The sequence below is a fragment of the Micromonospora sp. NPDC057141 genome (genome assembly GCF_042670805.1).
In the GTDB taxonomy this organism is placed as follows: Bacteria; Actinomycetota; Actinomycetes; order Mycobacteriales; family Micromonosporaceae; genus Micromonospora.
On sequence record NZ_JBHUVA010000049.1, the window covers coordinates 22,252 to 47,142 of the forward strand.

The 24,891-nt window shown below is 71.2% G+C and carries 21 protein-coding genes; 9 read left to right on the top strand and 12 right to left on the bottom strand.

Annotated features, from left to right (window positions below; genetic code table 11):
* The first annotated feature begins 111 nt into the window (after positions 1–111).
* The 8 genes from ACFT41_RS22125 to ACFT41_RS22160 all read left to right on the top strand — a co-directional run bounded on the left by ACFT41_RS22125 (position 112) and on the right by ACFT41_RS22160 (position 8,591).
* Positions 112–1,596 (top strand): MFS transporter, encoded by a 1,485-nt coding sequence (locus tag ACFT41_RS22125; protein ID WP_377587081.1) that lies wholly within the window; start codon positions 112–114, stop codon positions 1,594–1,596.
* A 36-nt stretch (positions 1,597–1,632) separates the two neighbouring features.
* On the top strand, positions 1,633–3,096 hold the full coding sequence (locus tag ACFT41_RS22130; protein ID WP_377587080.1) for an amidase: 1,464 nt from the start codon (positions 1,633–1,635) through the stop codon (positions 3,094–3,096).
* Positions 3,093–3,770, top strand: coding sequence for an HAD family hydrolase (locus tag ACFT41_RS22135; RefSeq protein ID WP_377587078.1), 678 nt, complete (start codon positions 3,093–3,095; stop codon positions 3,768–3,770). Before ACFT41_RS22130 ends, ACFT41_RS22135 begins: the two co-directional genes overlap by 4 nt.
* Positions 3,767–4,975 carry a glycosyltransferase gene (locus tag ACFT41_RS22140; protein ID WP_377587077.1) on the top strand — a complete coding sequence of 403 codons (1,209 nt, stop codon included), beginning with the start codon at positions 3,767–3,769 and terminating at the stop codon, positions 4,973–4,975. The genes ACFT41_RS22135 and ACFT41_RS22140 overlap by 4 nt, the downstream gene beginning before the upstream one ends.
* Positions 4,976–5,020: 45 nt before the next feature.
* Positions 5,021–5,728 (top strand): FMN-binding negative transcriptional regulator, encoded by a 708-nt coding sequence (locus ACFT41_RS22145; RefSeq protein WP_377587075.1) that lies wholly within the window; start codon positions 5,021–5,023, stop codon positions 5,726–5,728.
* A gap of 4 nt (positions 5,729–5,732) precedes the next feature.
* Positions 5,733–7,211 carry an MFS transporter gene (locus tag ACFT41_RS22150; protein ID WP_377587074.1) on the top strand — a complete coding sequence of 493 codons (1,479 nt, stop codon included), beginning with the start codon at positions 5,733–5,735 and terminating at the stop codon, positions 7,209–7,211.
* Positions 7,212–7,249: 38 nt separating this feature from the next.
* Positions 7,250–8,203, top strand: a complete 954-nt coding sequence (locus ACFT41_RS22155; RefSeq protein WP_377587073.1) for an alpha/beta hydrolase — start codon at positions 7,250–7,252, stop codon at positions 8,201–8,203.
* Positions 8,204–8,426: 223 nt separating this feature from the next.
* Positions 8,427–8,591, top strand: a complete 165-nt coding sequence (locus ACFT41_RS22160; protein ID WP_377587072.1) for a hypothetical protein — start codon at positions 8,427–8,429, stop codon at positions 8,589–8,591.
* Between the two features lie 204 nt (positions 8,592–8,795).
* Here ACFT41_RS22160 and ACFT41_RS22165 read toward each other — a convergent pair whose 3' ends face one another.
* The 4 genes from ACFT41_RS22165 to ACFT41_RS22180 form a co-directional block, all read right to left on the bottom strand.
* The gene (locus ACFT41_RS22165; RefSeq protein ID WP_377587071.1) at positions 8,796–9,470 is read right to left on the bottom strand and encodes a DUF5825 family protein; all 675 of its coding nucleotides are present in this window, start codon (positions 9,468–9,470) and stop codon (positions 8,796–8,798) included.
* A gap of 12 nt (positions 9,471–9,482) precedes the next feature.
* Entirely contained in the window at positions 9,483–11,450 is a 1,968-nt protein-coding gene (locus ACFT41_RS22170) for a RiPP maturation radical SAM C-methyltransferase (protein ID WP_377587069.1), read from the bottom strand.
* 258 nt (positions 11,451–11,708) lie between these two features.
* Positions 11,709–13,514: an alpha/beta fold hydrolase gene (locus ACFT41_RS22175; protein ID WP_377587068.1), complete on the bottom strand. Its 1,806-nt coding sequence runs from the start codon at positions 13,512–13,514 to the stop codon at positions 11,709–11,711.
* A 2-nt stretch (positions 13,515–13,516) separates the two neighbouring features.
* Positions 13,517–14,794, bottom strand: a complete 1,278-nt coding sequence (locus ACFT41_RS22180) for an MFS transporter (RefSeq protein WP_377613964.1) — start codon at positions 14,792–14,794, stop codon at positions 13,517–13,519.
* A 549-nt stretch (positions 14,795–15,343) separates the two neighbouring features.
* Here ACFT41_RS22180 and ACFT41_RS22185 point away from each other — a divergent pair.
* On the top strand, positions 15,344–16,147 hold the full coding sequence (locus tag ACFT41_RS22185; RefSeq protein WP_377587066.1) for a trypsin-like serine peptidase: 804 nt from the start codon (positions 15,344–15,346) through the stop codon (positions 16,145–16,147).
* A 247-nt stretch (positions 16,148–16,394) separates the two neighbouring features.
* On the opposite strand, the gene ACFT41_RS22190 is transcribed toward ACFT41_RS22185, so the two are convergent.
* The 8 genes from ACFT41_RS22190 to ACFT41_RS22225 form a co-directional block, all read right to left on the bottom strand.
* A complete protein-coding gene (locus ACFT41_RS22190) occupies positions 16,395–17,039 on the bottom strand; it encodes a choice-of-anchor M domain-containing protein (RefSeq protein WP_377587097.1) in 645 nt (214 codons plus the stop codon).
* 5 nt (positions 17,040–17,044) lie between these two features.
* A complete protein-coding gene (locus tag ACFT41_RS22195) occupies positions 17,045–17,692 on the bottom strand; it encodes a choice-of-anchor M domain-containing protein (RefSeq protein WP_377587065.1) in 648 nt (215 codons plus the stop codon).
* A gap of 91 nt (positions 17,693–17,783) precedes the next feature.
* Positions 17,784–18,701 carry an anchored repeat-type ABC transporter permease subunit gene (locus ACFT41_RS22200; protein WP_377587064.1) on the bottom strand — a complete coding sequence of 306 codons (918 nt, stop codon included), beginning with the start codon at positions 18,699–18,701 and terminating at the stop codon, positions 17,784–17,786.
* The gene (locus tag ACFT41_RS22205; RefSeq protein WP_377587096.1) at positions 18,701–19,414 is read right to left on the bottom strand and encodes an anchored repeat-type ABC transporter ATP-binding subunit; all 714 of its coding nucleotides are present in this window, start codon (positions 19,412–19,414) and stop codon (positions 18,701–18,703) included. The genes ACFT41_RS22200 and ACFT41_RS22205 overlap by 1 nt, the downstream gene beginning before the upstream one ends.
* A 26-nt stretch (positions 19,415–19,440) precedes the next feature.
* On the bottom strand, positions 19,441–20,376 hold the full coding sequence (locus ACFT41_RS22210; protein ID WP_377587062.1) for a choice-of-anchor M domain-containing protein: 936 nt from the start codon (positions 20,374–20,376) through the stop codon (positions 19,441–19,443).
* 56 nt (positions 20,377–20,432) lie between these two features.
* Positions 20,433–22,019 carry an anchored repeat ABC transporter, substrate-binding protein gene (locus ACFT41_RS22215; protein ID WP_377587061.1) on the bottom strand — a complete coding sequence of 529 codons (1,587 nt, stop codon included), beginning with the start codon at positions 22,017–22,019 and terminating at the stop codon, positions 20,433–20,435.
* Positions 22,016–23,605, bottom strand: coding sequence for a TIGR03773 family transporter-associated surface protein (locus tag ACFT41_RS22220; protein WP_377587060.1), 1,590 nt, complete (start codon positions 23,603–23,605; stop codon positions 22,016–22,018). Before ACFT41_RS22220 ends, ACFT41_RS22215 begins: the two co-directional genes overlap by 4 nt.
* Positions 23,606–23,616: 11 nt before the next feature.
* Positions 23,617–24,783 (bottom strand): WxL protein peptidoglycan domain-containing protein, encoded by a 1,167-nt coding sequence (locus ACFT41_RS22225; protein WP_377587059.1) that lies wholly within the window; start codon positions 24,781–24,783, stop codon positions 23,617–23,619.
* Between the last annotated feature and the right edge of the window lie 108 nt (positions 24,784–24,891).

Consider the following 24,891-nt stretch of genomic DNA (forward strand, 5'->3'; position numbering starts at 1 on the left):
GGCCAGGCCCGACGATCCGAACATGTTGGCAGTCGCTGGAGGCCCTCGCCCGTCGTCCACAGTCGCTACAGCCGCTGACACCCCACGAACCCCCGTTGGAGAGAAAAGCACATGGAGCAGGCCACCACCCGGTCCACCAGCGGGCTGCTCGCCGTTCTCCTGACCTGTCAGGCGATCGCCAACTTCGACTTCTCGATCGTCAACGTGGCGATGCCGTCCATCGAGGTCGATCTGGGTGCGACGAGCGGACAGCTCGCCCTGGTCGTGTCGAGCTACTTCCTCTCCCACGCCGTCCTGCTGGTCACCGGCGCCCGACTGGGCGACATGTACGGCTACCACCGGCTGCTGATGATCGGGCTCGCCGGCTTCACCGCTGCGTCACTGCTGGCCGGTCTCGCGTGGAACCCGGAGATTCTCATCCTGGCCCGCGCCGCCCAGGGGGTGGCGGCGGCGCTGATGCTGCCGCAGGTTCTCAGCGGGATCCACCGTAACCTCACCGGCCGGGCCCGGGTCCGGGCGATCGGGCTGTACTCGGTGGCGCTGTCCGGCAGCGCGGCCCTGGGTCAGGTGCTCGGTGGCGTGCTCATCACCGCGGACCTGTGGGGCACCGGGTGGCGGTCGATCTTTCTCGTCAACGTACCGGTGGGCGTACTCGCGCTCGTCGCCGGGCTGCGGCTGCTGCCGCCGGACCGTAACCACGAGGCGACCCGGCTTGACCTGCGGGGCATGGCGGCATTGACGGTGGCGGTCGTGCTGGTCGCGCTGCCGCTCTCCAACGGTTCCGAGTCCGGCTGGCCCGCGTGGTCGTGGGCGTGCCTGGCGGCGAGCGTGCCGGCCCTCGGGGTGTTCGTCCTCGTGGAACGGCGGGTCACCGCCCGCGGCGGCTACCCGATGGTGAACCTCGGCATCCTGGTGCCCCGTCCGGTGGTCCTAGGCCTGGCCACCCAGGTTCTCACCACCGTGACATATGTGGCGCTGCTGTTCACCCTCGCCCTCTACCTTCAGAACGGTCTGGGCCGCAGCGCGCTCTACTCGGGCATGGCGCTCGTGTCGTGGGTGTTAGCGTTCGGAGTCGCCGGGCCGTTGCAGGCGCGGGTACCGGAGCGATTCGTCCGGCGCGTACCTGCGCTCGGCTGTCTCGTGTTGGCGGCGGCCTACCTCGCGATGAGCACGCAGTTCCTCGCCGGCGTGCACCACGACGTGCTGCTGTTCACCACACTCGGCATCGGCGGGTTCGGCCTGGGCACGGTGTCCAGCTCGGTGATCGCGCACCTGACCCGCGCGGTGCCGGCCCGGTTCGCCGCTGACCTGAGCGGATCGATGAGCACCATCCTGCAGGTGGTGGCGGCGGCCGGGGTCGCCGTCGCCGGGACCGCATACCTGGCCCTCGCCGGAGCGGGCGGCGCGCCGGGATCGATGCGGGCGTTCGCCGTCGTCTGTGCCGCGCTCGCGGCCGTCACGCTGCTGGCCGCGTTGGCCGGCCATCTCGCCACTCGTGGGCCGGCGCCCGACCTGTCCGGACCAGCCCCACGGCCGGTCGCGGCGGACGAACCACCCCGCCCGAACCGTGCCGGCCCCGTCCCGGCACCACGCTGAACCGCCGCTCACCCCCACGAAGAGGAGCACCAGCACATGGACGACCTCGCGTACCTGCCCGCAGCGCGACTCGCGGAACTCATCCGGACCGGGCAGGTGTCCCCGGTCGAGGTGGTCGCCATGACCCTCGACCGGATCGAGCGGCACAACGGGCCCGTCAACGCGTTTGTTACGGTCTGCGCGGAACAGGCCCTCGACGAGGCCCGCGCGGCGACCGAGGCGGTGGCGCGCGGCGACCGGTTGGGTCCTCTGCACGGAGTGCCGATCGGGGTGAAGGACCTGGACCCGGTGGCCGGCGTGCGCACCACCCGGGCGTCGCGGATCTTTGCCGAGGACGTGCCGAACGAGACGATCCTGTGTGTGCAGCGGCTGCGGGACGCGGGCGCGATCGTGGTCGGCAAGACGAACACCCCGGAGTTCGGTTACAAGGCGACCACCGACAGCACGCTGTTCGGGCCGGCCAGCACTCCGTTCAACACGGCGATGAACGCGGGCGGCTCCTCGGGGGGCAGCGCCGCCGCGGTGGCGGCCGGCCTGGTCCCCCTCGCGCAGGGTTCCGATGCCGGGGGGTCGCTGCGCGTGCCAGGCGCCTTCTGCGGGGTGTTCACGTTGATGCCCACCTTCGGCCGGGTCGCCGTTCCGGCTCGGCCGAACGCGTTCCGTCGGCTGTACCCGATGGTGTGCTACGCGCCGCTGGCCCGCACGGTCGAGGACGCAGTCATCGCTGTCGACCTGATGTCCGGGGCGCACCCCCGCGATCCGTACTCCTTCCCGGTGCCGGGTCCGCTGCACGGTGCGCTGACCGGTTCCCTGACCGGCGTCCGGGTGGCGTATGCGCCGACGTTGGGCGGTTACCCGGTGGAGGACGAGGTCGGCGCCATCGTCCGGTCCGCCACGACCGTGCTCGCCGATGCGGGTGCCACCGTGGAGGAGGTCGGGTTCAAGCTGCCCATGCCGCACGGCGAGCTGACCGCGATGTGGCGGCAGTACCTGTCGCTGTGTCACGCCGAGACCGCGGCGATTTCCCGTGGGCAGGGCCTCGACCTGACGGGGGAACTGCGTCATCTGGTGGCCCCTGACTACCTACAGAGCGTCGAAACGGGCGCGCGGCTGTCCGCAGTGCAGTTCCGGCTCGCCGACGTGCTGCGCACCGCCGTCCTGGACGCCTTCGAGGACCTCTTCGACGAGTACGACCTGCTGGTCAGCCCGGTCAACTGCGTCGCTGGGGTCCCGAACGCCACCGACGGCGACACCGTCGGCCCCGCCGAGGTCGCCGGTGAGCCGGTCGACCGGCTGGTGGGCTGGTCGATGACCAGCCCGTTCAACCTCATTGGCAGCCCGGCGGCCACCATACCGGCGGGCCGGGCGGCCAACGGCGTACCGGTCGGACTGCAGATCGCCGCCCGCAGGTTCGGCGACGAGCGGGTGGTCACCGCCTGTGCCGCCTTCGAACGACTGCGGCCCTGGCATGACACCTACACCGAGCTGGCCCACCGATGAGCCTGACCCGTACCGTCGCGACGCCCAGCGCCGCCCTGTTCGACCTGGACGGCACGCTGGTCGACACCGAGATGCGCAGCCGCACCGCGTGGCACAGGCTCTTCACCACTCACGGCGTGCCTTGCGACGCCGCGCTGCTGGCCACGTTCGCCGGGCGGCGGGGGCACGAGGTCCTCACCGAGCGACTGCACCTGTTCCCTGAGGGCAGCACGGTCGATGCCCTGTTCGACCAGGCGGTGTCGTTCCTGTCGGATCCCGGGATGCCAGCGGCCAGACCCGTCCCCGGCGCAGCGGAGCTGGTGCGCGACCTGCACGTCCGGGGGGTGCCCGCCGGCGTGGTCACCTCGGCGCTGCGGGTCGATGCCGAGGCGATGCTCGACATGCTTGGCGTCCGTGAGTTCCTCACCGTGCTGGTCACTGCGGAGGACGTGCGAAGCGGCAAGCCCGACCCGGAGGGCTACCTGACCGGGTGCGCGGCTCTCGGCGTCGCCCCGGAGCACGTGGTCGGGTTCGAGGACGCCCCGCCCGGGGTCGCTGCCGTGAAGGCCGCCGGGATGTTCTGCGTCGGTATCACCACCTCGCAGCCCGCGGCGGCACTGGACGCCGCGGACCTCATCGTCACCGACCTGACACAGGTGGCCTGGCCACCGGCGCGGACGGAGGAACGGCGGTGACAGCGTCGGCCGCGTGGCAGGCCCAGAACCCGGTCGTCCTGGCGGCGGCCGGGGCCGGCAGCATCGTCCTCGCCGCTGACCCGTTCTGCCGTTGCGCCGCCCCGGACTACTGGACCTGGTCCGAGAACGCCCACCGCACGGTGATGGACGCGGTCGCCGCGCTCGACGAGCCGGAAGCCGACCCGCTCGTCACCCGACTCGGGGCGGACCCGACCGACCCGCGCGCCTACCGGGCCCTCGTCGGCGTCCTCGCCGACCGGCTCCGCGTCGGGGACGACGCGGCGGCGAAACTCGCCCAGGCGATCTGGGACGCCGAGTGCGTGTCACGGCTGCGCTACCACGTCGGCGACGCCCACCCCCACCCGCAGGCGTACCCCGTCGTCGACGCGGCCGAGCTGCTCGGGCGGCTCGTCACACCTCCGCACCATCGAACCGACCCGGTCGACGCCGCCGTGATCATCCCGTTCCGCGCGGCGGATGACACCACCGGCCGGGTTCGCAACCTCGCGGCGACCCTCAACGCGCTGCACGACCAGACCCACCCACGTCACCGGTACCGGGTGGTTGTGGTGGAGACCGACTCGCGGCCGCGGTGGCGGGACCTGCTGGCGGAGGCCTGCGACGTGTACGTGTTCGCCCGGGACCCGGGGAGGTTCAACAAGTCGTGGGCGGTCAACTGCGGGGTGGTACACGGCGCGCGGCCGGCGGACGCCGTCTGCGTGCTCGACGCCGACATCCTGGTCGACCGGGATTTCGTGGCCCGCGCGGTCAACCGGTTCCAGGTCCCCGGCACCCAGGCCCACTGGCCGTTCGAGGACATGCTCTTCCTCGACGCGGCGTCCAGCCTCAGCGCCGTGCACCGGCGCTGCCTGGACGGCGCGGCGGCGGTGGACCAGGCCGCGGCCCGGGGGGTTGTGCTACGCCGGCCGCCGGGCGGTTGCCTCTGGCTGCGGGAGAGCCTCTACCGCCGCATCGGTGGGATGGATGAGCGCTTCTGCGGCTGGGGCGGCGAAGACCAAGACCTGGTATGGCGGGCCGAGAGGTACGGGCCGCTCGACCGCCACCAGGATCCGATCGTGCACCTCGACCACCAGCGCTCCCCGCACCGGGGCGAGCATGGCGTGCCGTTCTATGCCGAGATCAGTTTCTGTAGCTGGCCGTGCGACGCCGAATTCGGCGACCTGCGCCGCAACGACGCCGGATGACCTGACCGGCCGGGATGAGGCCGTCAAACGGAAAGGCGCAACCGGATGTACGCACCCGATCGGTTCCGGCCCACCCGGGAGGCCGACCTGTGGCAGGTGGTGACCGAGTACCCCTTCGCGACGCTCTGCGTCACCGCCGGCCCGGACCTCGAGATCACGCACCTGCCCCTGGTGTCGGGCGGGCCGCCCGCCGGGCCCCGTCGGTTGCTCGGCCACCTGGCCCGGCACAACCCGGTGCACCGGCTGATCGGCCGGCCGGGGGTACGGGCGGTCGCCGTCTTCCACGGCCCGCAGGGCTATCTGTCCCCCACCGACTACGCCACCGACGACAACCTGCCCACGTGGAACTACGTGGTCGTACACGTCAGCGGGACCCTGTACCCGCTTCCCGACGAGCAGCGCCACGAACAGCTCGCCCGCCTGGCCGCCCTCGGGGAACGGCACCGGGAACGGACGGAGCCGGGGACCGCCCCCTGGACACTGGCGCAGGCACCCGAACGGATGGTGGCCGAGATGCTGCCGCACATCTTCTTCTTCGCCCTCGAGGTGCAGCGTGCCGAGGGCGTGTTCAAGCTCAGCCAGGGGCGGGGAGCGGCCGACATTGACGCCCAGGTAGCCGCGCTGCGGGCCCGAGGCGCGCCATCCACCGGGCAGTTGGCCAACCTGATGGCCGCCGTCCGGCCGAACGATGCGCCTGACGCCGGGCTACGGGACGACACGGCCGGGCCAGGACCGGCAGGATCGCAGGGGTGACCAGGTGCGCGACGGCATAGGACGGACCGGCACCACCGACCAGCGGGAGGCCACGTCGACCGCAGACCCGCCACAGCACCCGGTACGCGGCCGGGGCGGACTGCTCGCGGTCCTGCTGACCGGGCAGTTCATGGCGAACATGGACGGCTCGATCAGCAACGTGGCGGCACCCGCCATCCGCGCCGACCTGGCGGCCAGCGACGCGCAGTTGGCCCTCGTCATCGCCGGCTACGTGCTGGCGTACGGCACGTTTCTGATCACCGGGGCGCGACTGGGGCAGGCCCGCGGACACCGTCGGACGTACCTGCTGGGGTTGCTGGTCTTCACGCTGGCGTCGCTGGCGTGCGGTCTCGCTGTTCATCCGCTGGTGCTGATCGGCGCGCGGGTGGCCCAGGGGGCCGGGGCAGCGCTGCTGGTTCCGCAGATCCTCACCGGAATAATGTTGCACTTTGCCGGTGCGGCCCGGGTACGGGCACTCGGGGCGTACGCCGTGGTGCTGGCCGCCGGCTCAGTCGCTGGTCAGGTGCTCGGCGGACTGCTCGTCTCCGCCGACCTGTTCGGACTCTCCTGGCGGCCGGCGTTCCTGGTTAACGTGCCCATCGGGGTGGTGCTGCTGGTCGTGGGCGCACGGCTGCTGCCATCGCACTCTCCGGGGCCACGGCACCGGCTGGACGTCACCGGCATGATGCTGCTCAGCACCTCCATGGTTTTGCTGATCCTGCCGCTGGTGAGCGGCCGGGAGCAGGGCTGGCCGGTGTGGACCTGGCTGTGCCTGGCCGCCAGCGTGCCGGCGTTCGCGTTCTTCCTCGCCGGTCAGCGCACGGGTGCCAAGCGGGGCGGTCAGCCACTGCTCAATCTGGGGGTGCTCGGCATTCCCGCAGTAGCGTGGGGGCTGGCTGCCATCGCGGTGGGCCAGACAACGTACGCGGCGGTGCTGTTCACCCTATCGCTGCACCTGCAGGAGGGACTCGGCCACGACGCCCTGTACGCCGGGTTGGTCTTCGCGCCGTGGGCTGCGGCGTTCGGAGTGGGCGGAGTCCACTGGCGTCGTATCCCGTCGTCGGCCCGGCATCTGGCCGCGCCGCTAGGCTATGGCCTGCTCGCCGCTGCCTATCTGACCCTCGGAGTCGTCACGTACTCCGGGCTGGCCGAAGGGCCGGTGCTTCCCATCGTCCTGGCTACCGCCGGTCTCGGCCTGGGAGTGGGCTTCTGTTCGCTGATCGCGTCGTTCGGTGGCACAGTTCCCAGCCGGTACGCCGCTGACGTCAGCGGTCTGGTCAGCACTGTGCTGCAACTTTTCGCGGTGGTGGGGGTGGCCGGGTTCGGCAGCCTCTACCTCGCGCTGACCACCACCACCGGGCCGGCGCCGAGCGTCCGGGCGCACGCCCTGCTCTGCCTGGTGTTCGCGGTCACCGCCCTGGTGGCGACCCTCGCCGCCCGACGATCCACCGCTATACCAGACAACGTGTGTGTTCCTGACTGACGACCCGCCGGAGGTAACCGCCCGTGTACGCCCACGGAATGGCCGAGTTCATCGAGAAGTTCACCAGCCTGGTGCCCGACGACATGTTCACTCTGCCCATCGACGAGCAGCGGCGGCTATACCAGTCCCTGCCCACGGTCTTCGTCTACCAGCGACCGCCTGGTCTGCGGGTGAATGACGCCGTGGTGCCCGGCCCCGACGGGAACGTCCCGGTGCGCATCTACCTCCCTGCCGTGCCGGTGGGCCCGGGCGTGCTCTGCTACGCCCGGGGAGACGGCTTCTGCCTGGGCAGCCTGGAGACCCATGACACGGTGGCGGCGGAACTGGCCAACCGCACCGGCTACCCGGTGGTCTTCGTTGACGTCCGCTCCGCCCCCGAGCACCCATTTCCGGCCGCCGTGCACGACCTGCGGACGGTCATCAAGGCGCTCGCCGAGCGGCCGGACCGGTTCGGTGTCGCGCCAGGGCCGCTCGGGCTGGTCGGCGACAGCTCCGGCGGTAACCTGATGGTCGCCAACTGCCTCCTCGCCCGTGACCGGGGCGGCCCGCATATCGCCTGCCAAGGCTTGATCAGTCCGGTCCTCGACTTCGCCCGCTGGCAAGGCGAGGGACCGGACGTTCCTATCCTCAGTTCCGGGGAAATGAGCTTCTACGCCTCCTGCTACACCCGCAGCCCTCAAGAGTTGCTGGACCCGCTGGTCTCCCCGCTGCGCACGGCCCGGTTCGATGGACTTCCGCCAGCGACGATCCTCGCCACCGAACTGGACTCGCTGCGCCAGGACGCGGTGGACTACGCCCAGCGCCTCATCGACGCCGGGGTACGGGCGGAGCTGCGGGTGGAGCCGGGGCTGGTGCACGCGCCGCTGCGGGCCCGAGGCATGTGCCCCGCCGCCGCTCGGGCCTGGGCGGACTTCTGCGCCTCGGTCGGGCGGCTGCTGAGCGAGGCCGAGCCGGCCACCCGCCCGCCCCTGATCGCCCAGGCCGCCGACTGACCGACGCGGGCGGGTGAGGGCGGTCACGCCCTGACGGATGATCAGCGAGCGGCTGCAGCGTGTCGGGCTGGTGTGCCGCCTTTGCGCCGGCGATAAGGGGTAGAAAGGAATTCATGCCGACCTCTGCCGCTTGAGCCGTCGCTCGCAGGCATCCATGGATCAGTCGCCGATGTCCCCATGGGAGAGAGCGACCCGACCAGGTGAGCCGTCGCTGGTGGCGGCCATGTCGACGGATTCGACGATCATTGCCCGCCACCTGCGGTACCTCACGGAAGCCCGGTTGGTCCGGCGCAAGCGTCGCGGCCGACAGGTCACCTACACGCTGCAGGGGGAAGCCACCAGGCGACTCATCGCGGAAGTGCTGCACCACGCCGAGCACTCGACCTGATCGCCGCAGGAGGACATCTGGATTTCGGAGCTGTCAGGCAGGCAGCCCCGCTGCGGAAAGTGGCTGCTCACGTACTCGATGAGGGCGAGCTTGGGGTCCCGGTCGGGGTCAGTGGAGTCCTTCCACGTCTTGGTCCGCTGGAAGGTGATCTTGTGCCGGTGCAGGAGCTGCCGCGGAAACGCCGGCGGCTCGACCGCGCTGCCGCTAGACGATCATGGACGGCAGCGGCCACCGGCGCAGCCGGTACGGCAGCCACACCAGCATGGTGCCCACCTGTGCGACCAGGCCCTCGGCCGCGAAGTCGCGGGCGATGTCCAGATCGACGTCGCTGGCCGGCGCACCCTCGATGACCTGGTCCAGAACCTTCAGGTACGCCGGGTCGTCGACGGTGAGCAGGTTGAGTCGACCGGCCCGACGGTCACGGACCTGAACGAAGCCCGGACCTTTGCGGAACGTGCACTTGTCGATGTAGTAGGAACGGCGCCACGCGTCGAGGGGGTCGTCGGTGTCGTCGTCGGCCGCCGCCGACAGCTCCACGGGTGGATGCAGGTGGCAGTAGACGCGCCAGCTCGACCCGCCGTAGGGCAGCAGCAGCCGCCAGTCCACGGCGATCCCGAAGCTGGTCAGGTCGCGTACGAGCACGAGGCGGCGCACCGCGTCCCGGGACGCCGCGTCGGTGTCGTCGACCGCCAGGTCCACAGGATCGGGCAGCGACACGTGCCGTACCCCGGCGTGGAACCAGCGGGCGGCGGCCTCGCCGGGCGGCTCACGCAACTCGGTGACGCCGAGGTCGATCCCGGGTACGGCGCTGACCGCCGGGTCGTGGTCGCGGGCGAGGCGGACCAGGATGGGCTTGCGGGTGGTTGCGGCGACGGCCATGGCGGCCTCCCCTCAGACGGCGCTCAGGGCGGCCTGCGCGGCCGGCCCGCTCGCGGTGTGGTCGGTCTCCGGCCGCGCGCCGACGCGTTCCGGGTGCAGATGATCGATGCGGAGCAGGTCCTGGTTCATCGCCCGGGGCGCGACATGCACGAACTGCCCGCCGTCGGTGAAGACGATGCCCAACTCCCGCCAGCGCCCCAGCAGGGATGCCGTCTCGGGCTCGGGGTGGCCGAGCCGGCGGGCCAGCGAGGCGACGGTGTGCGGCTGGTCGAGCTGCCGGAAGGCGGCGACCTCCGGCGCGGCGGTCAGGCGCAGGACCCGCCAGTCGAAGTGCCGGCGGCGGCTGACCAGCACGATCTCCTCGCCGAGATCGTGGTGGGTCAGCTGGCTGCGGGCGTACTCGTGCTGCCACTCGGTCACGGCCTCGTCCAGCCGGGCCGTCAGCTCCGCGCCGATGCCCTGCTCCTGCACGTCGAAGATGTACGCCAGGTCCATCAGCTCCGACTCGGGCAGGTCGTAGTTCAGGCGGTACTGCCCCGCCGGCCGCAGGTCGCCGAAGCCGAGCTCGGGACGGTTGAAGTACGGGCTGAACCGCTCGATGGCGATGCGGCTGCTGCCGCCGGCCGGGGCCAGGTGGTGCAGTGCCGGGAACTGCTCCAGGATCGTCCGGTAGTCCTCGTCGGTCTCGCCGGGGAAGCCGTACAGATAGTTCCAGGCGACGGTGATGCCGCTGGTCTCGGCGTCGCGCAGCATGCGCACGTTCAGGCAGCCGGTCACCCCCTTGTCCATGATCTTGAGAACCCGGCTGCTGAGGTTCTCGATCCCGGGTTGCACGCTCACCAGGCCGGCGTCGGCCAACGCCTGCACCTGCGCGCCCTTCATGTTGGACTTGATCTCGTACTGCAACCGCAGGTCGTAGTCAGACTCGGCGAGCCTGGGCAGCAGCGAGGTCACGTATCCCATGTCGAGGATGTTGTCGACCACGAACATGTCGAGCACCTGGTGTCGCTCGGCGAGGGAGATGATCTCGTCGTAGAACCTGCCCGGATTCTTGCTGCGGAACTCCATGAACGAGCCGTTGAGCCCGCAGAAGGTGCAGTGGTGCTTCTCGCCCCACCAGCATCCCCGGGCGCCCTCGACGACCAGTTTCGGCTCCACCCAGTTGCGGGCCCGGGAGGCGGCGAGCCGCTCGAAGTAGCCGGCGTAGTCGGGAGTGACGATCTCGGCGGGCGGCAGCGGCTTGGTGCTCATCGGGTTCGCGATCCGCCGGCCGTCCGGGGCGGTCCAGCACACCCCCTCGACGTCGGCCAGCCGCGGGGTGGTCCCCGACGGCGTCGGTGGGCGCGCGGGGTTGCCGTCGGCCAGGGCGGCCAGGGCGGCCAGCAACTGTGGGAACGCCGCCTCGCCCTCGCCGCGCACCACCAGGTCGACGAACGGAAAGTTACGGTGCAGGGCCGCGCCCTGCTCGCCGTCGCAGTTGGCTCCGCCGAACACGGTACGGATCGTCGGATCCAGCCGCTTGACGTGCTTGGCCGCCGCCAGCGCGGCGGTGTTCTGCTGGAAGGTGGAGGTGAAACCGACCAGGTCCGGCGCCCGCTCGACGATCCGTGCCGCCAGTTCGGCGATGAACTGCGGGGCGGAGCGATGCAGCTCGACGTTGCGCGCGAGTTCCTCCTCGGACATCTGGTCGCGGACCCGACTGGTGAACTCGTCCAGCCGCCACCGCGGGTCGTCGTAGAGCGCGGAGGAGAAGACCCAGTCGCCGCACCCGGCGAAATAGGTGAACAGCGAGTAGTACTGGTAGTCATGCAGGGTGAACTCGGTGCGGTCGACCACCCAGTCGACGTAGTCGAGGTTGGCGTGCAGGACCTCCACCTCGGCGTCCGGGCAACTCCGACGGACGCTGTTGGTGAGGATCCCCAACGCCAGGGACGGGACATCGATGGACGCCCACGGCATGTTGACCAGCAGAACCCGCACGTCACCTCTCCTTGCTCACGATGCCCGAACCGACGAAGGTGGCACCGAAGTGGGATCGCCGGGTGCCGGTCGAGGCACGCGACCGGCGATCCCACTCGGTGGTGGATCAGAACTTGACGGTCACCGTCACCGTGACGGCGACGTCGGAACGGACCTGGTCGCGGTTGCCGCTGATCGGGTCGTTCTCGATGATGTTCTTACGCATGGGCTCTCACCTCCCCTCGCCACTCGTGGACCGTCAGGCCGCCGTCCGGCACGTCAGCCCGTCGGTCGCGCCATGGCGAGCGCGACCGGCGTCCCTTCGTCCCGTACGCCGTCGAAGTGCCGCTGCATGAACAGCAGCACCGCCTGCATCAGGGAGACGTGGCCACGGGCATCGAAATCCTCGTGCCCGGCCCGCGTCCGCAGGAGTTTCACCGGGACCCGGCGGCGCCCCAGCGCCTCGGCGTAGCGTTCCACCGGGGCGGGCGGGCACCGGACGTCGTCGGTGGCCACGGCGAGGAAGACCGGCGCGCGTACCCGGTCGACGTAGCTCGCGGGCGAGGAGTCCGCGTACCGCTGCGGGACCTCGTCCGGTGTGCCGTCGAACAGCGCCGTGTCCAGCGCGCGGATCGCCGGCGTGGCAGCCGCGAAGGCGGCGGCGTAGTCCGCGACCGGGTTGATCGCCACCCCGAGCCGCCACAGGTCCGGCTGCACCCCGAGGGCGAGCAGGGTCAGGTACCCACCCCAGGAACTGCCCCAGAGCGCCACCCGGTGCGCGACGAGCACGCCGCGCTCGCAGAGGTGGGACCGGACCGCCGCCAGGTCCTCCAGCTGGGTGAGCCCGACGCCGGCACGGAAGTCGTTGCGCCAGGCGGCCCCGTACCCGCTGGAGCCCCGGTAGTTGACCCGGACCACCGCGCACCCGGTCCGGACGAGCACCTCGACCAGCGGGTCGTACGCGTCCCGGGCGTGCTGGAACGGTCCGCCGTGCACCAGGAAGACCGCCGGCAGCGGCCCGGTCCGGTCGGCGGGCGCCGCGACCAGCGCATGGATCGGCCCGGCCGGCCCTGGCACCCAGATTTCCGTCCGTCGGCAGTACTCCGCCAACGACACCGTCTCGTCACCCGGGCCGTCGTCCGGCCCCGTCGGCAGCTCCACCCCGGCGACGGAGCGGATCTGCGGCGGTGTCGTGGAGTCGGTCCAGACGTACGCCACGTCACCGTCGGGCCAGACCGCGGCGTCCAGGATGCTGCCGGCCGGGGTGGGCACCTCGGTACGCGTGCCCGCCGACAGGTCGACGCAGTGCAGGTGGCTGCCGGCGTGCCGGTCCTGGCGAACGAGGACGCGGGTCCCGTCCGGATACCAGCTGGCGGTGACCTCGGTGTCGAAGCGCCACTCGTGCCGGGTCAACCCGCCGGCCCGGGTCCAGGTGGCCAGCGCGTACTCGGCGTCCTCCTCGACGACCAGCAGCAGCCGGGCCGGGCCGGTCCCGGGCGCGAATCCCAGCGGCCAGACCCGTCGGTCGGCGTTGCCCGGGAGCACCGCCACCGGCTCGCCGTCGCCGGTGAGCACGGTGACCGCCGCGGGCGACGCGGCGTCGGTGCCGACCACGAGCAGTTGGCCGGTCGGGTCCACGTCGACCAGGTGGGCGTACCCGCAGACCCGGGCGATCCGGTCGGCCCGGCCGGCGGCGGTCCGCCGGTACAGCGTCATGCCCCCGGTGTCGGAGAGTCCGACCACCGCGGTGCCGTCGGCGGCCATGGCGAGGCCGGCGTGCTGGGCCGGGTCGAGCCCCGGCAGCGCCTCGGTCGAATGTTCCGGGTCATCGAAGTCGCCGACCCGCCAGCTACCGACCCCGGTGAGGTCGTCGTCGAACCACCAGACGGCGGTGCCGCCGGGGTCGATGGCGGCCCGGACGGTGCCGGCCGCGCGGTCGGTGACCTGGCGTGCCACCCCGACCTCGCGGTCCCAGACGAAGACCTGGCAGCGCCCGTCGGCGTCGCCGACGAAGGCGGCCCGGTGCGGCGCGTGCTCAGCCACCAGCGGCAGCGCTGGATAGTAGACGCGGAAGTTGCGAGCCATCCTCAGTCCTCCCTGACCAGGGCCGTGCCGGTGCGCAGATTGCGGACGTTGACGGTCGCGTACGCGGCCAGCACAGCCAGGAGCGCCGCGAAGATCAGCGCCACCGCGTCGGGGCGGTACCGGGCGACCAGCGCGCCGGCGAGCACCGGTGCGAACACCCGCAGCGCCTCTCCGGTCGTGCCGATCACCGTCGCCACCCGGCCCTGGAGATGGTCGGGGGTGATCGTGATGGCGCGGGACTGGAAGACGATGGCGACCATGGGCGTGAGGAGGAAGACCAGCCCGAACAGCAGTCCGTAGCTCCACGGCTGCCGGGCCACGCACAGCGCGGCGACCAGGCCCACCGTCGCCCACGACGCGATCGGGATGGCCACCGCCGGCCGCAGGTGCCGCAGCACCCGCGGCGCGGACAGCGCGCCGGCGAGACCACCCACGCTGGCGATGGTGAGAATCAGACCGATCGACACCGGCAGATCGCCCCGGCGGCCGGCGACCAGGATCGTGTGGTAAATCAGTGCACCGAAGACGAAATTGATGCCGGCGGCCCAGATGGTGACGAAGCGCAGGAACGGGTGTTCCCATACGAAGCGCAGTCCGGTCCGCAGGTCGGCCAGGAACGAATTGTGGTCCGTCCGCTGCGGGCTCAGGTCCGTGCGAATTGCGGCAACGCAGGTCGCGGCGACCAGATAGGACACGACGTCGGCCAAGAACGGAGCCCAGCGCGCCAGTTGGAAGAGCGCCCCGCCCAGCAGCGGCCCGGCGATCTGCATGGCGTGGTTGCGGGCTTCGAGCCGGGCCAGCGCCCGCTGGTCGTCAGGGGGCAGGACCCGCCGGATGGCTCCCGCGCCGGCCGACTCGTAGCCGGCCTGGGCGACGCCCTCGACGAAGGCGGCACCGGCCAGGATGCCGAGGGTCGCGGCGTCAACCGCCAGGGTGCCGGCGACGACGGCCATGGCACCGGCCGCCACCAGCAGCGCGGTGACCATCATGCCCTTGCGGGGCAGCCGGTCGGCCAGCACGCCCGCCGCCGGCGCCGCCACGAGCCGCCCGGTCAGGCCGAGGCCACCCACCAGGCCGGCGGCGGCCGGTGAACCGCTGACGGCGAGCGCCACCAGCGGCAGGACCAGGCCGGAGGCCTGGGAGCCGAGCAGGTTGATCCCGCCGGCCACCCAGTAGAGACGAAAGTCGCGTGGGCGGGACGAGCCGGGCTGCAACGGCAATTCACGAGCCGAGGTCGCCCTCATATTCTTCGTCGCGAAAATCGCACGTCTGGCTCCCATTTGCGGGCGCGGGAAAGGTCAACTCCGCAAAAGCAGGGAGTTTCTTCCTGTACACGAACGCTAACAGTAGGTGGCGCGACTGACAAGGCGGCAATATTATTGAATGATTGGCGTCGATTTGATCTGACTTGCGGCAGGTAACGAAACTTGCTGGGCCTATCCATGTAACGGTGCGAGTGTGGAGGGTGGCCGATTTAGGTAGTTGGTTGCGGACACGCCCGAACCCGTTGCGCGGTAGGGAAGGCCGCGGAAGCCCGTGAGACGGTGCCCCTCCCTGACGAGGGAGGTGCCCGGCGACCGGCTGACGGTGCTCCGGTGTCCGGGAACCGGTCGGACAGCCCGGCCTCTGCGCAGCCTGGTCGAGATAGGCGTGACTGCGGGGGAACCCCGTCCGACCAGAGGAGAGCCATGCTTGGAAAGAGATGGGCGGTAGTAGCCCTAGCCGCCGTAGCCGTCGGCACCGCAGCCCCTCCGGTCGGGCCAGCGGCTGCCGCCACGACTCCCGACCGACCCGCCAGCGCCGATGCGGCCCAGTCCGGTCACCGGCCCGTGAGCACGACGGCGCCGATGGCCGGCACCGCCGTCGGCGTGACTCCCGCCGTCGGCACCGAGGCAATCCTCGGTCCCGACACTCGGGTGCCGGTCCGCCCGACCACCACGTTTCCCGCCAGCGCCATCGTGCGGCTGGTCTTCACCGGCGGCCAGTGCACCGGCTTCATGATCAGCGAACGCTCCGTGGCGACTGCCGCCCACTGCCTGCACTCCGGCGGCTCCAACGGCACCTGGCGTACCAACGTCGTCGCGTACCCCGGGCACGACGGCACGACAGCGCCCTTCGGCGGGTGCGCGGCGCTCCGCCTCTTCGTCCCTTCGAACTGGACCGGCGCAACCAATGCCCCTGGCGGTGGCGACCCCGCCTTCGACTACGGAGCGGCGCAGCTCAACTGCACGATCGGCACCAGGACCGGCTGGCTCAACCTCGGCTATCCGACCCAACCGGTGACCGGATCCTGCACAAGGACCCAGGGATATCCGGCCGACCGGCCCGGACAGTGGGCGAGCGACGACGCCGTCCGGGCCGAGGACGCTGCCGCTCTCTACGTCCGGCATCCCTTGGTCAGCGGGCTGGACGGCAGCCCCGTCTTCTACACGCCCGACCCGGATGAATGGTGTCCGGTGCGGCCGCCGCTGGTGATCCCGTGCCCGTGCCCGCCGCCGCCCTGCGTGTGCCCGACCCCGACGGTGCTGGGGATCCTCTCCCGTGGACCCTTCGGCAGCGGGCCCAGCGCCACCAACAACATCGCCACCCGGATGACGCTACCGATCATCAACAACTACATGCAGTGGCGTTGACCCCTCCGGCCGGCGCGGTCGGGGCGGGCGGTGAGATGCCGTCGCCCGCCCCGAGCCTTCTCCTCGCTTCAGACCCCGCGTCGGCACCTCTCGGCCTGAGGGGGTCAGCAGGAGGTGCCAGAGCCGTTCGTCCTACCGGCCCGGCCGGCGCGAGGGCCCGATGGGGTTCGCGCCGGCCGGGTCCGTCGCTTGCCGGCACCCTCACCCCGGCGGACGACTGTGTCCGGCTGCTGCGGGGTGAGGGTGGCTAGGGAAGAACCTCGAAGGTCCAGGTCTTGGCACCGGAGCTGATGGTGGTGCCGTTGGAGGCGAGCTTTCCGGTGACTTCGAAGGTGACGGTGTAGGTGCCGGCGGCGTCGAAGCCCCAGTTGACGTGGGCATGCGTGTTGCGGTTGACGTTGAGGCTGTCGGGCAGCCCGTTGCCGCTGTCGAAGAGCACGGTGGGCGTGCCGCCGGAAACCGTGTAGACGCTGAAGCCTGCCGGCCCACTGACGTTGGTGAGCTTGAAGGTGACCCGGTTGTTCTGGAACACGCCGCTGGGCACGTCGGTGGTGTTCCAGCCGGCCCAGAGCAGTCCGGCGGTGCTGGCCTGAGGCAGGACCCACGCCTGGCCGCCGGTGCCGAGGAAGGACCAGGCGCTGGCGCTGGGAACGGTGAGCTTCGCGGTGTTGGGAACGCGCAGGACGACGTCGGCAGGGTCGCGTTCCACCGCCGGGCTGACGGTGTCGTCGTGCAGGTCGACGCTCAGCGCGCCGCTGGCGTAGTCGACGTCGATGACGTCGACGTGGCCGCTGGACAGCACGATCGGCGCCGCGACGGCGGGGACGGCGGTGCCGGCGAGCAGCGCGGCGGTCAGGGTAAGGCCGGTGAGGAAACGGCTGCGGGTGCGCACGGCGGTCACGCCCGGACCACGAAGTGCAGGGTCGTCGGCTCGCTGGTGACCTGCTGACCGGTGGCGGCGAGGGTGCCGGTGGCGCGGACGGTGATGCAGTAGGTGCCGGCGCGGTCGAAGGCCCAGTTGGCGTGGAGGTGGTCGCCGGCGGTCAGGGCGATGGCGTCGGGTAGGCCGTCGCCGCTGTCGGCGAGGACGGTGGGCTGCCCGACGGCGTTTTCGGTGTAGATGGCGAGCTGTCCGGGCCCGCTGACCGACTGCACGTCGAGGGTGAGCGCTTCGGTGGTGAAGATGCCGGCCTCGACCTCTTCGGCGGCGAGGCCGGGCCAGACGAGGTTGGTGTTCTGGATCTCGGGCAGGATCCACACCTTGGCTACGCCAGGGGTGCCGAGGAAGCCGAAGGCGGGATCGTTCGGGACGGTGACCTTGGCCTGTCGCTTGACGACGATCTTGACCTCGTCGGCAGCGTACTCGACGTCGTTGTCCTCGTCGTGGACGCCGATCTCCAGCTCGCCGGCCTCGTAGGCGATGTCGACCAGGTCGAGGTGCCCGGAGTTGAACGTCACCACGGCGGCCTGCGCCGGTGGCGCTGCCGCGAGCAGCGCCGCGGTCACCACCCCGGAGGCGAGCAGCAGGCGGATGGGCTTGCGCACGGAGAAACTCCTTCCAGGCGGCCCACGATGGACCGCGATAATGAAAATGATAGTCGTTTTGACTAAACCATGGAAGGGCTACTGGAGGGACTCACCGCGGGTCAGGGAGACCGGACCCGGGATGCGGCGGGGTGCCGGTGGCGAGTTCCCGTTCGACCGGGCGCCCCCGGCGCCGCGTCAGTACGCCGTGCCGTGGGGCGACCAGCCAGGCGGCGAGGAAGACGGCGGTGGCGACCAGGACGATGGTGCCGCCGACCGGTGTGTCGTAGCTCCAGGACAGATACAGCCCGACGACCGCCGACGTACCACCGATCACCGGGGCGAGCAGCATCATCACGCCGATCCGGTCCGTGAGCAGACGGGCCGCCGCCGCAGGGGTGATCAGCAGGGCCAGGACAAGGATGTTGCCGATGGTCTGCAGCGATATCACCACGGCCAGGGTGACCAGGACGTAGAGCACGATGTCCAGCCAGAAGACCGGGAGTCCCATCGCGCGGGACATCTCCCGGTCCAGACAGACCGCGACGAACTCCTTGTGCAGGACGAGCACCAGGCCGAGGATGACCAGGCCGGCACCCACGACGACGTACAGGTCCCGGTCCGGAATGCCGGTGATCGAGCCGAACAGGAACTGCTGCAGCGAACCGGCGTACCCGGGCGCCTGCGAGATGATCACGATACCCAGGGCGAAGGCGCCGACCAGGAAGACGCCGATTATCGAGTCCTCCTTGACCCGCCGGTTCTGCGAGAAGATGGCGATCAGCAGCGCGGTGGCGACGCCAGCGACGGCACCGCCGAGCACCAGGCTGCCCTGCAGCACGAAGGCGACCGCGATGCCCGGGAAGACCGCGTGGGCCACCGCGTCACCGATGAAGGCCATCCCACGCAGGACGACGTAGCACCCGACGACGCCGCAGACGATGCTGGACATGATCGCGATCGCCAGCGCCTTGGGAAGAAAGGCGAGGTCGGGGTTGAGCAGGTCGGTGAGGAATTCGGTGATCGACATCAGACCGCCTTCACGAGTTTCAGCAGCGGGGACGTCGCGCTCACCCCGAAGGTCTTCGTCCACAGCCCGGCGTCCTGCAGGTCCGCCGGCCGCCCGTCGGCGATGATGCGGCCGTTGAGCAGGACCAGCCGGCTGCAGGAGTCCACCGCCGCGACGAGGTCATGGGTGGTCATCAGCACCGCCCGGTCCTCGCTCGCCAGGCTGGCGAACAGGTCACCCAGCAGTTCCTGGGTGGGCAGGTCGAGTCCGGTGAACGGCTCGTCGAGCAGCAGGATGCGCGGCGCGAGCGCGAGAGCCCGCGCGACCAGGACACGCTGGCGTTGCCCGCCGGACAGCTCGCCGACCGGCCGGCGACGCAACCCGGTCAGCTGTACGCGCTCCAAGGCGTCGCCGACGGCCCGCCAGTCGGTGACGCCGGGGCGGCGGAGCAGGCCCAGCCGGCCGGTCCGGCCAGTCATCACGGCTTGCTCGACCGAGATAGGAAAGTCCCAGGTGAACTCGTGACGCTGGGGGACGTAACCGATCTCGGAGCGGCCGGGGCGCGACGGCTTGCCCTCCACCGTCACCGTGCCGCCGCGGGTACGGGTCAGTGCCAGGATGGCGCGGAGCAGGGTGGTCTTCCCGGCACCATTGGGTCCGAGCAACCCGACCAGCTCGCCCCGGTCCAGGTGCAGCCGCACGTCCCGCAGGACCGGCCGGCCGCCGAGGTCCACGTCCAACCCTTCGATGTCCAGTGCTCTCACCGCTGGTCCTCCGCCAGTGCGGCGGCGCGTTCCTGTTCGGCCCGGCGCTTCGCGCCGCGTCCGCGCAGCAGCAGGATCAGTAGGCCGATGACGAGCAGGACGGCCATGCCCGCCAGCGCGATGATCAGCAGGGTCGTGGACGTGCCGGCAGGCTCGTCGTCCGCGGCCCGGTCCTCGTCGGCTGCTGCCGGCCCGGCTGCGGCAGGGATGTCCGCCGTTGCCGCATACGCCTCCGCGGCGTTGGCAGCGTCGCCCACCGCGAAGCGCAACGTGCCGGTCGCCGAAACCGTCTCACCGTTGATCAGGTCTGCCGACGCCTGGACTGCGACCAGATAGACGCCGGGTGCGCTGAACACCCAGTTGGCGTGGGTGTGGGTGTTGACCTCGGCCCAGAAGGGCTGCGCCTTGGACTCGGTGGAACGCCACAGCGGCTGCGGCGGCGCGAAGTTTCCCGACTGCAGGTAGGTCGTGAGGCTCCCCGGTCCGCGTACGCCGAGCAGGGTAAGCGTGACGCCGCGGTCGATGGTCTGCATCACCCGGGGGTCCTGGGTGTTCCAGCCGAGCCAGACGACGTCGGGGTTCTGGACCTGCGGCACCACGTACACCCGCTTGCCGGCGTCGATGTCGAGGAAGGCGTACGCGGGGTCGTCGGGAACGGTCTGCAGCGCGGCGTCGGAGACGCGGAGCAGGGCCTCGTCGGGGTTGCGCCACACCGGCCGCGCCTGCGTGCCGTCGTGGATCAGCAGCGTCCACCGGTTGTCGACGTAGCGGGGGCCGATGTCGACGTGCCCGGTGGCGAGTTCCGCCCGGCCGGTGGCGAGCGGCTGGTCGGCCGCGATCGACTGGCCGAGACCCGGCGTCGGCCCCTCGGCCCGTGCCGGCGTCTGCGTCGTGGCCAGCATGATCACTGCGGCCACCGCGCATCGCGTCATGGCAATGATCGTGTGGGTGCGGCGTCGCGCCCGTCCTGCCGTCACTGGCTTCTCCATCACTTGTCTGTGGTCAGGCAGTCGTGCAGTGAGTCGGCGTTGAACCGCATCATCTGCACGTATGTGGTCACGTCGCGGTCGAAGGTGTCGCCGTAGATCGGGCAGACCCGCAGTCCCTGTTCGCGGGCCACCTCGGTCAGGGTGGTGGATCGGGCCGCCAGGTTGGGTTCCAGGAAAACGGCCGGGATCTTCAGGTTGCGGATCGTCTCGGTGAGCCGGCGGCGGTCGGCGAGGCTCGGCTCGGTGGCGGGATTCGGCGTGACGAAACCGGAGATCTGGATGTCGTACGCCTGGCCCAGGTAGCCGAACGCGTCGTGGGTGCTGACCAGGTGGCGCCGCGACGGAGGGATCCGGGCGATGGTGTCCCGGACCTCGGCGTCGAGTTGCTCCAGTTCCCGGATGTAGGCCGAGGCGTTCGCGCGGTAGGCCGCCGCGCCCTGTGGGTCGACGCCGATCAGGGTGTCCCGGATGAGTTCGGTGTAGGAGATGGCGTTGCGGACGTTCTGCCACAGGTGCGGGTCGATCTCGCCGTGCACGTGCTTGCCGAGGACCGCTTGTGGAAGCTGGTGGATCTGGGTGCCGGACCGACCGAGAAACCGGAATCTCCGGTCGCCGGGCACCTCCAGCAGCGCCTTGTTCGGCACCTCGATCACGGTGCTGGCCGGGTCGTACACCTGCTGGTTGACCTCGCCGCTGCCCTCCGGGTCGGCGAACAGGTAGAGCCGCCGCTCGTCGAGGTCGACGGTGACGTCGGCGTGCCCGGAGTTCAGTACCGTCGCTCCGGTCATGCCGGGCACCGAGTGTGGATCCACCCCGACGGCGAAGGTGAACACCTGCTCGCCCAGCGGGAGGGGCGCCGTGTCGGGAGTGACCGCCAGCTGTGCACGCATGGTCAGCCGGTAGACACCCGGTTTGGTGAAGGCCCAGCTCATGTGGGTGTGTGCGTCGGGTGGCAGCGTGGCGGTGTCGTCACGGTACCCGTCAGCGGCATCGAACCCGTCTTCGGAATCGACGTAGAACGCCGGATTGCCGAACGACTCGGTCAGGTACGCCAGCAACCGACCCGGCCCGTCGGCGGCAGTCGCGCTGAGCAGCACGTCGGAAGAGCGGTTCGCGCCCTGCGCCGCGCCGGTGCCGCGCACGCGCATGCCCAGCCAGATGGTGTCCAGTGACACGTCCTCGACGAGCGGGATGATCTCTGCGGCGTACTTCACCGCGCCCTCGGCCAGCGAGATGCTCGGTACGCCGTCGCGTAGGTTCGCGTCCAGCGCCTTGATGACGGCCTGCTCCTCCAGGAGCAGGTAGTTGCTGAAGGCGACGTCTGCGTAGACGACGTCGCGGACGTCCCGAAGCGACGGCTCGTAGCTGTGCGGGTCGGCGCTGTCCGGCACCAGCGACGTGACGGCCACCCGCTCACCACCGACGTTGCTCACCATGTCCCGCAGGATCCCGGTGGTCGTGATGACCTGGATCCGCTCGTCGTTCGCGCTCAGCGTCACCTCCGAGCGGCAGCCGGAAGCCAGCACGGCGATCAGCAGCGGCGGTACGAGCGTCCGCCACCCCGGCCCAGAACGGCGATGAGTCACGCGGCCACCCCGCCTGGGGAGTTGGGCGGTGCGGTGCGGCGGCGGGCGAGCACCACCAGCAGGGCCCCGACCGTCACCAGGACGACGCCGGCCGCTCCGGCCGTCAGCACCCAACCGGCGCCGGTGCGGGGCAGGGGCCCGCTGCCCTGATCCGTGCCGCCGTCGCCGCTGCCACCCCCGGAGCCGAATCCGTCGTTCGGATCGGTGCTGTCGCCGACGGCGATGGTGAGCGTCTTCGTGTCGGTGACCGCCTTGCCGGCGCTGGTGGTGCCGCTCATCTGTACCGCGAGACGGTAGAGGCCGGGCTTGGTGAACCCCCAGTTGCCGTGCGCGTGGGTGTTGAGTGGAACGCTCAGCTGCTGCGGGAACGCCTCGGTGGAGTCGAAGAGCACGTCAGCCTTGCCGAACGAACCGGTCAGGAACAGTGCGAACTGACCGGGCCCGGTGACTCCCTTCAGCGTCCAGATGACGTTGCCCTTGACGCCGGACACGACGGACTCGTGCTGGGTGTTCCAGCCGGGCCAGACGACGCCCGCCTGCTGGGACTGCGGCAGCAGCCAGACGGTGTCGCCCTGCTTGCCCAGGAAGTCCACCCCGGCCGGCAGGGTGACCTTCGCGTTGCCCTTGACCTGGAGGACCACGTCGGCGGTCTCCCGCCACACCGGGGGGCTGGTCCGGTCGTCCTTGATCCGGATCGTCCAGGTGTCGCCGGACAGTTGCGGGCCCATGTCCACGTGCCCGTCGGCGATCACCTGGTGGGCACTGGCGGCGGACGCCGCCGCCTTCGCGGCGGGCGGTACGGCTGCGGCGGGCTTCGGCGCGACAGCGGGCTTCGGCTCGGCGAGTGCCTGCGGCGTCGGCTGCCCGCCGGCGCGGGTGACCGGCTTGGCCGGCGCCGGTGGCGGAGCCTGCCCGGCCGGGCTGATCGCCGGCACCCGCACCGTGTACGTCGCCTCGGCGCTGGTCTGCTGGCCGGACCGCAGGGTGGCCGAGCCGGCCAGGGTCAGCCGGTACTCGCCGGCCGCGTCGAAGGCCCACACCACACCGCCGGTACGCGTCCCCACCGGCAACCGCGCCGTCCGCGGCAGGTCCGGCCCACTGCCGAAGATCGGGCTCGCCGAGCCGAGACCGGACAGGGTGTACGCGGTGAACGTTCCCGGCCCCTCGACGGAGCGCAGGGCGAGGGTGACCGCGTCGTCGGTGACGACGCCGGGACGTACCCCGGTGGTGTCCAGGGCCGGGAAGCCGGTGTCGCCGGTGGACAGTGACCACACGGCGTGGCCCGGCGTCCCGAGGAAGGCGAGGGCCTTCCCGGCCGGCACCCGGCCGGCCAGGCCGCCCGCCGGGCCGAGCACCACCTCGGCCGGGTCGCGCCCCGGCGCATCGCCGGCCACCTGCGCGGCGTCCCGGATGCTCAACGACATCGAGTCACCGTCGAGCGCCACGGAGACCAGGTCCGCGCCGGCCACGGCAACCACGGCTCGTTCGGCCGACGCAGGCGTCACGGCCGGTTCGGCCGACGCCGGCGGCGCTCCGGTGGCCAGCGCCAGTACCGCCACGGCAAGGCCGGCGGCGCCAAGCCGCATGCTTCTCATCCTCATTGGTTGCTCCCCAGGCGACGTGGTGGTGTTGCGTCGTGCCGCGTCGTGACGACGTGGCTGGTCGCGTCGGCGTCACCCGACGCGGTCGACAGGGCTGGTGTGTTCCTCCCGGCGGTGTTCCGTTCGGCCTCCCGGCTGGCCTCGGTCCGGCCTTCCTCCCGAGCGGCCGCCACCACTCGTGCGATCTGGCGGGCCCGTCGCCGGCGGGCGGCGATCAGCGCCCAGCCGACAAGGGCGAGCAGGGCCAGCAGGACGAGTTGCGGCCAGGGCAGCGCCCAGACGGTCATCCGGGCCGCATCGCCCTGCGGGGGCGGGTCGAGGACCTGGTCGCCCACCGCAGCGGGGGTGACGGTGGCGTTCGCGGTCAGCCGGAACAGCGGCGGCACGTCGCTCAGCCGGACGGTGGTGGTCAGTTCCCCGCCGGGCAGGATCTCCGGCAGGGCCGCCGCGTCGACCGAGCGCCCGCCGAGGCCGAACGGACCGGCCGCGGCGAGCGAGGGTTGCCCGGTGAGCCGTACGTTGCCGGTGTTGCGCACGGTGAAGGTGGCGGTGAGCGTGCCACCGCCGAAGGGGTTGAGCGAGCCGCTGTGCCGTACCCGGAGGTCCTCGACGGCCAGCGCTGGCCGCAACTCACCGGTCACCCTCAGGTAGATCCGCGCGCCGACCCGGTGGTCGACGGCGACCTGGTTACCGTGGGCGTCCGTCGACGTGGCGGCGAGCGAGGCGACGATTCCTCCGGCATGGTCGCCCGGTGTGGCGTTGTCAGGCACGGTGAGCGTAAACGGGATGTCCAGGCGGGAGGTGGACGGGATGATCAGGGTTCGCTGGGTGAAGCGAACCCAGGCCCCGACGTCGGTGGGCTGCTGACCACCGGCCAACAGGTCGAACCCGCCCTGCGCGGTGGTGAAGGCGTCGCTGGCGTAGAGGTTCAGGGTGAGCGGGCGCGCCGAGTGGTTGGTGACCGCGACGTAGTCGGTCAGAGTGGCACCGGGGTCGAGTTTGTAGGTGAACGCCGGCCGGCCGTTCGGGCCCTTCGCGCTCGACGGTGCCACCCCCCAGGTGGCGGCGGCCGGCGCCGACGGCGCGGGGGGTGTCGGTGTGGGCGGTGCCAGGGCCGCGCCGAGCAGGGCGAAGCCGGTGGCGATGGCGGCGAGCAGGCGCATGGCGGGGACGGGTTCCGTTCCTCGACTGGGAGATGGGGCGGGATGGGCGGGCGGCTAGCCCGCCCATCCCGCGACCGTCCGGTGGCACCGCTCAGCGCCTGTCTCTTA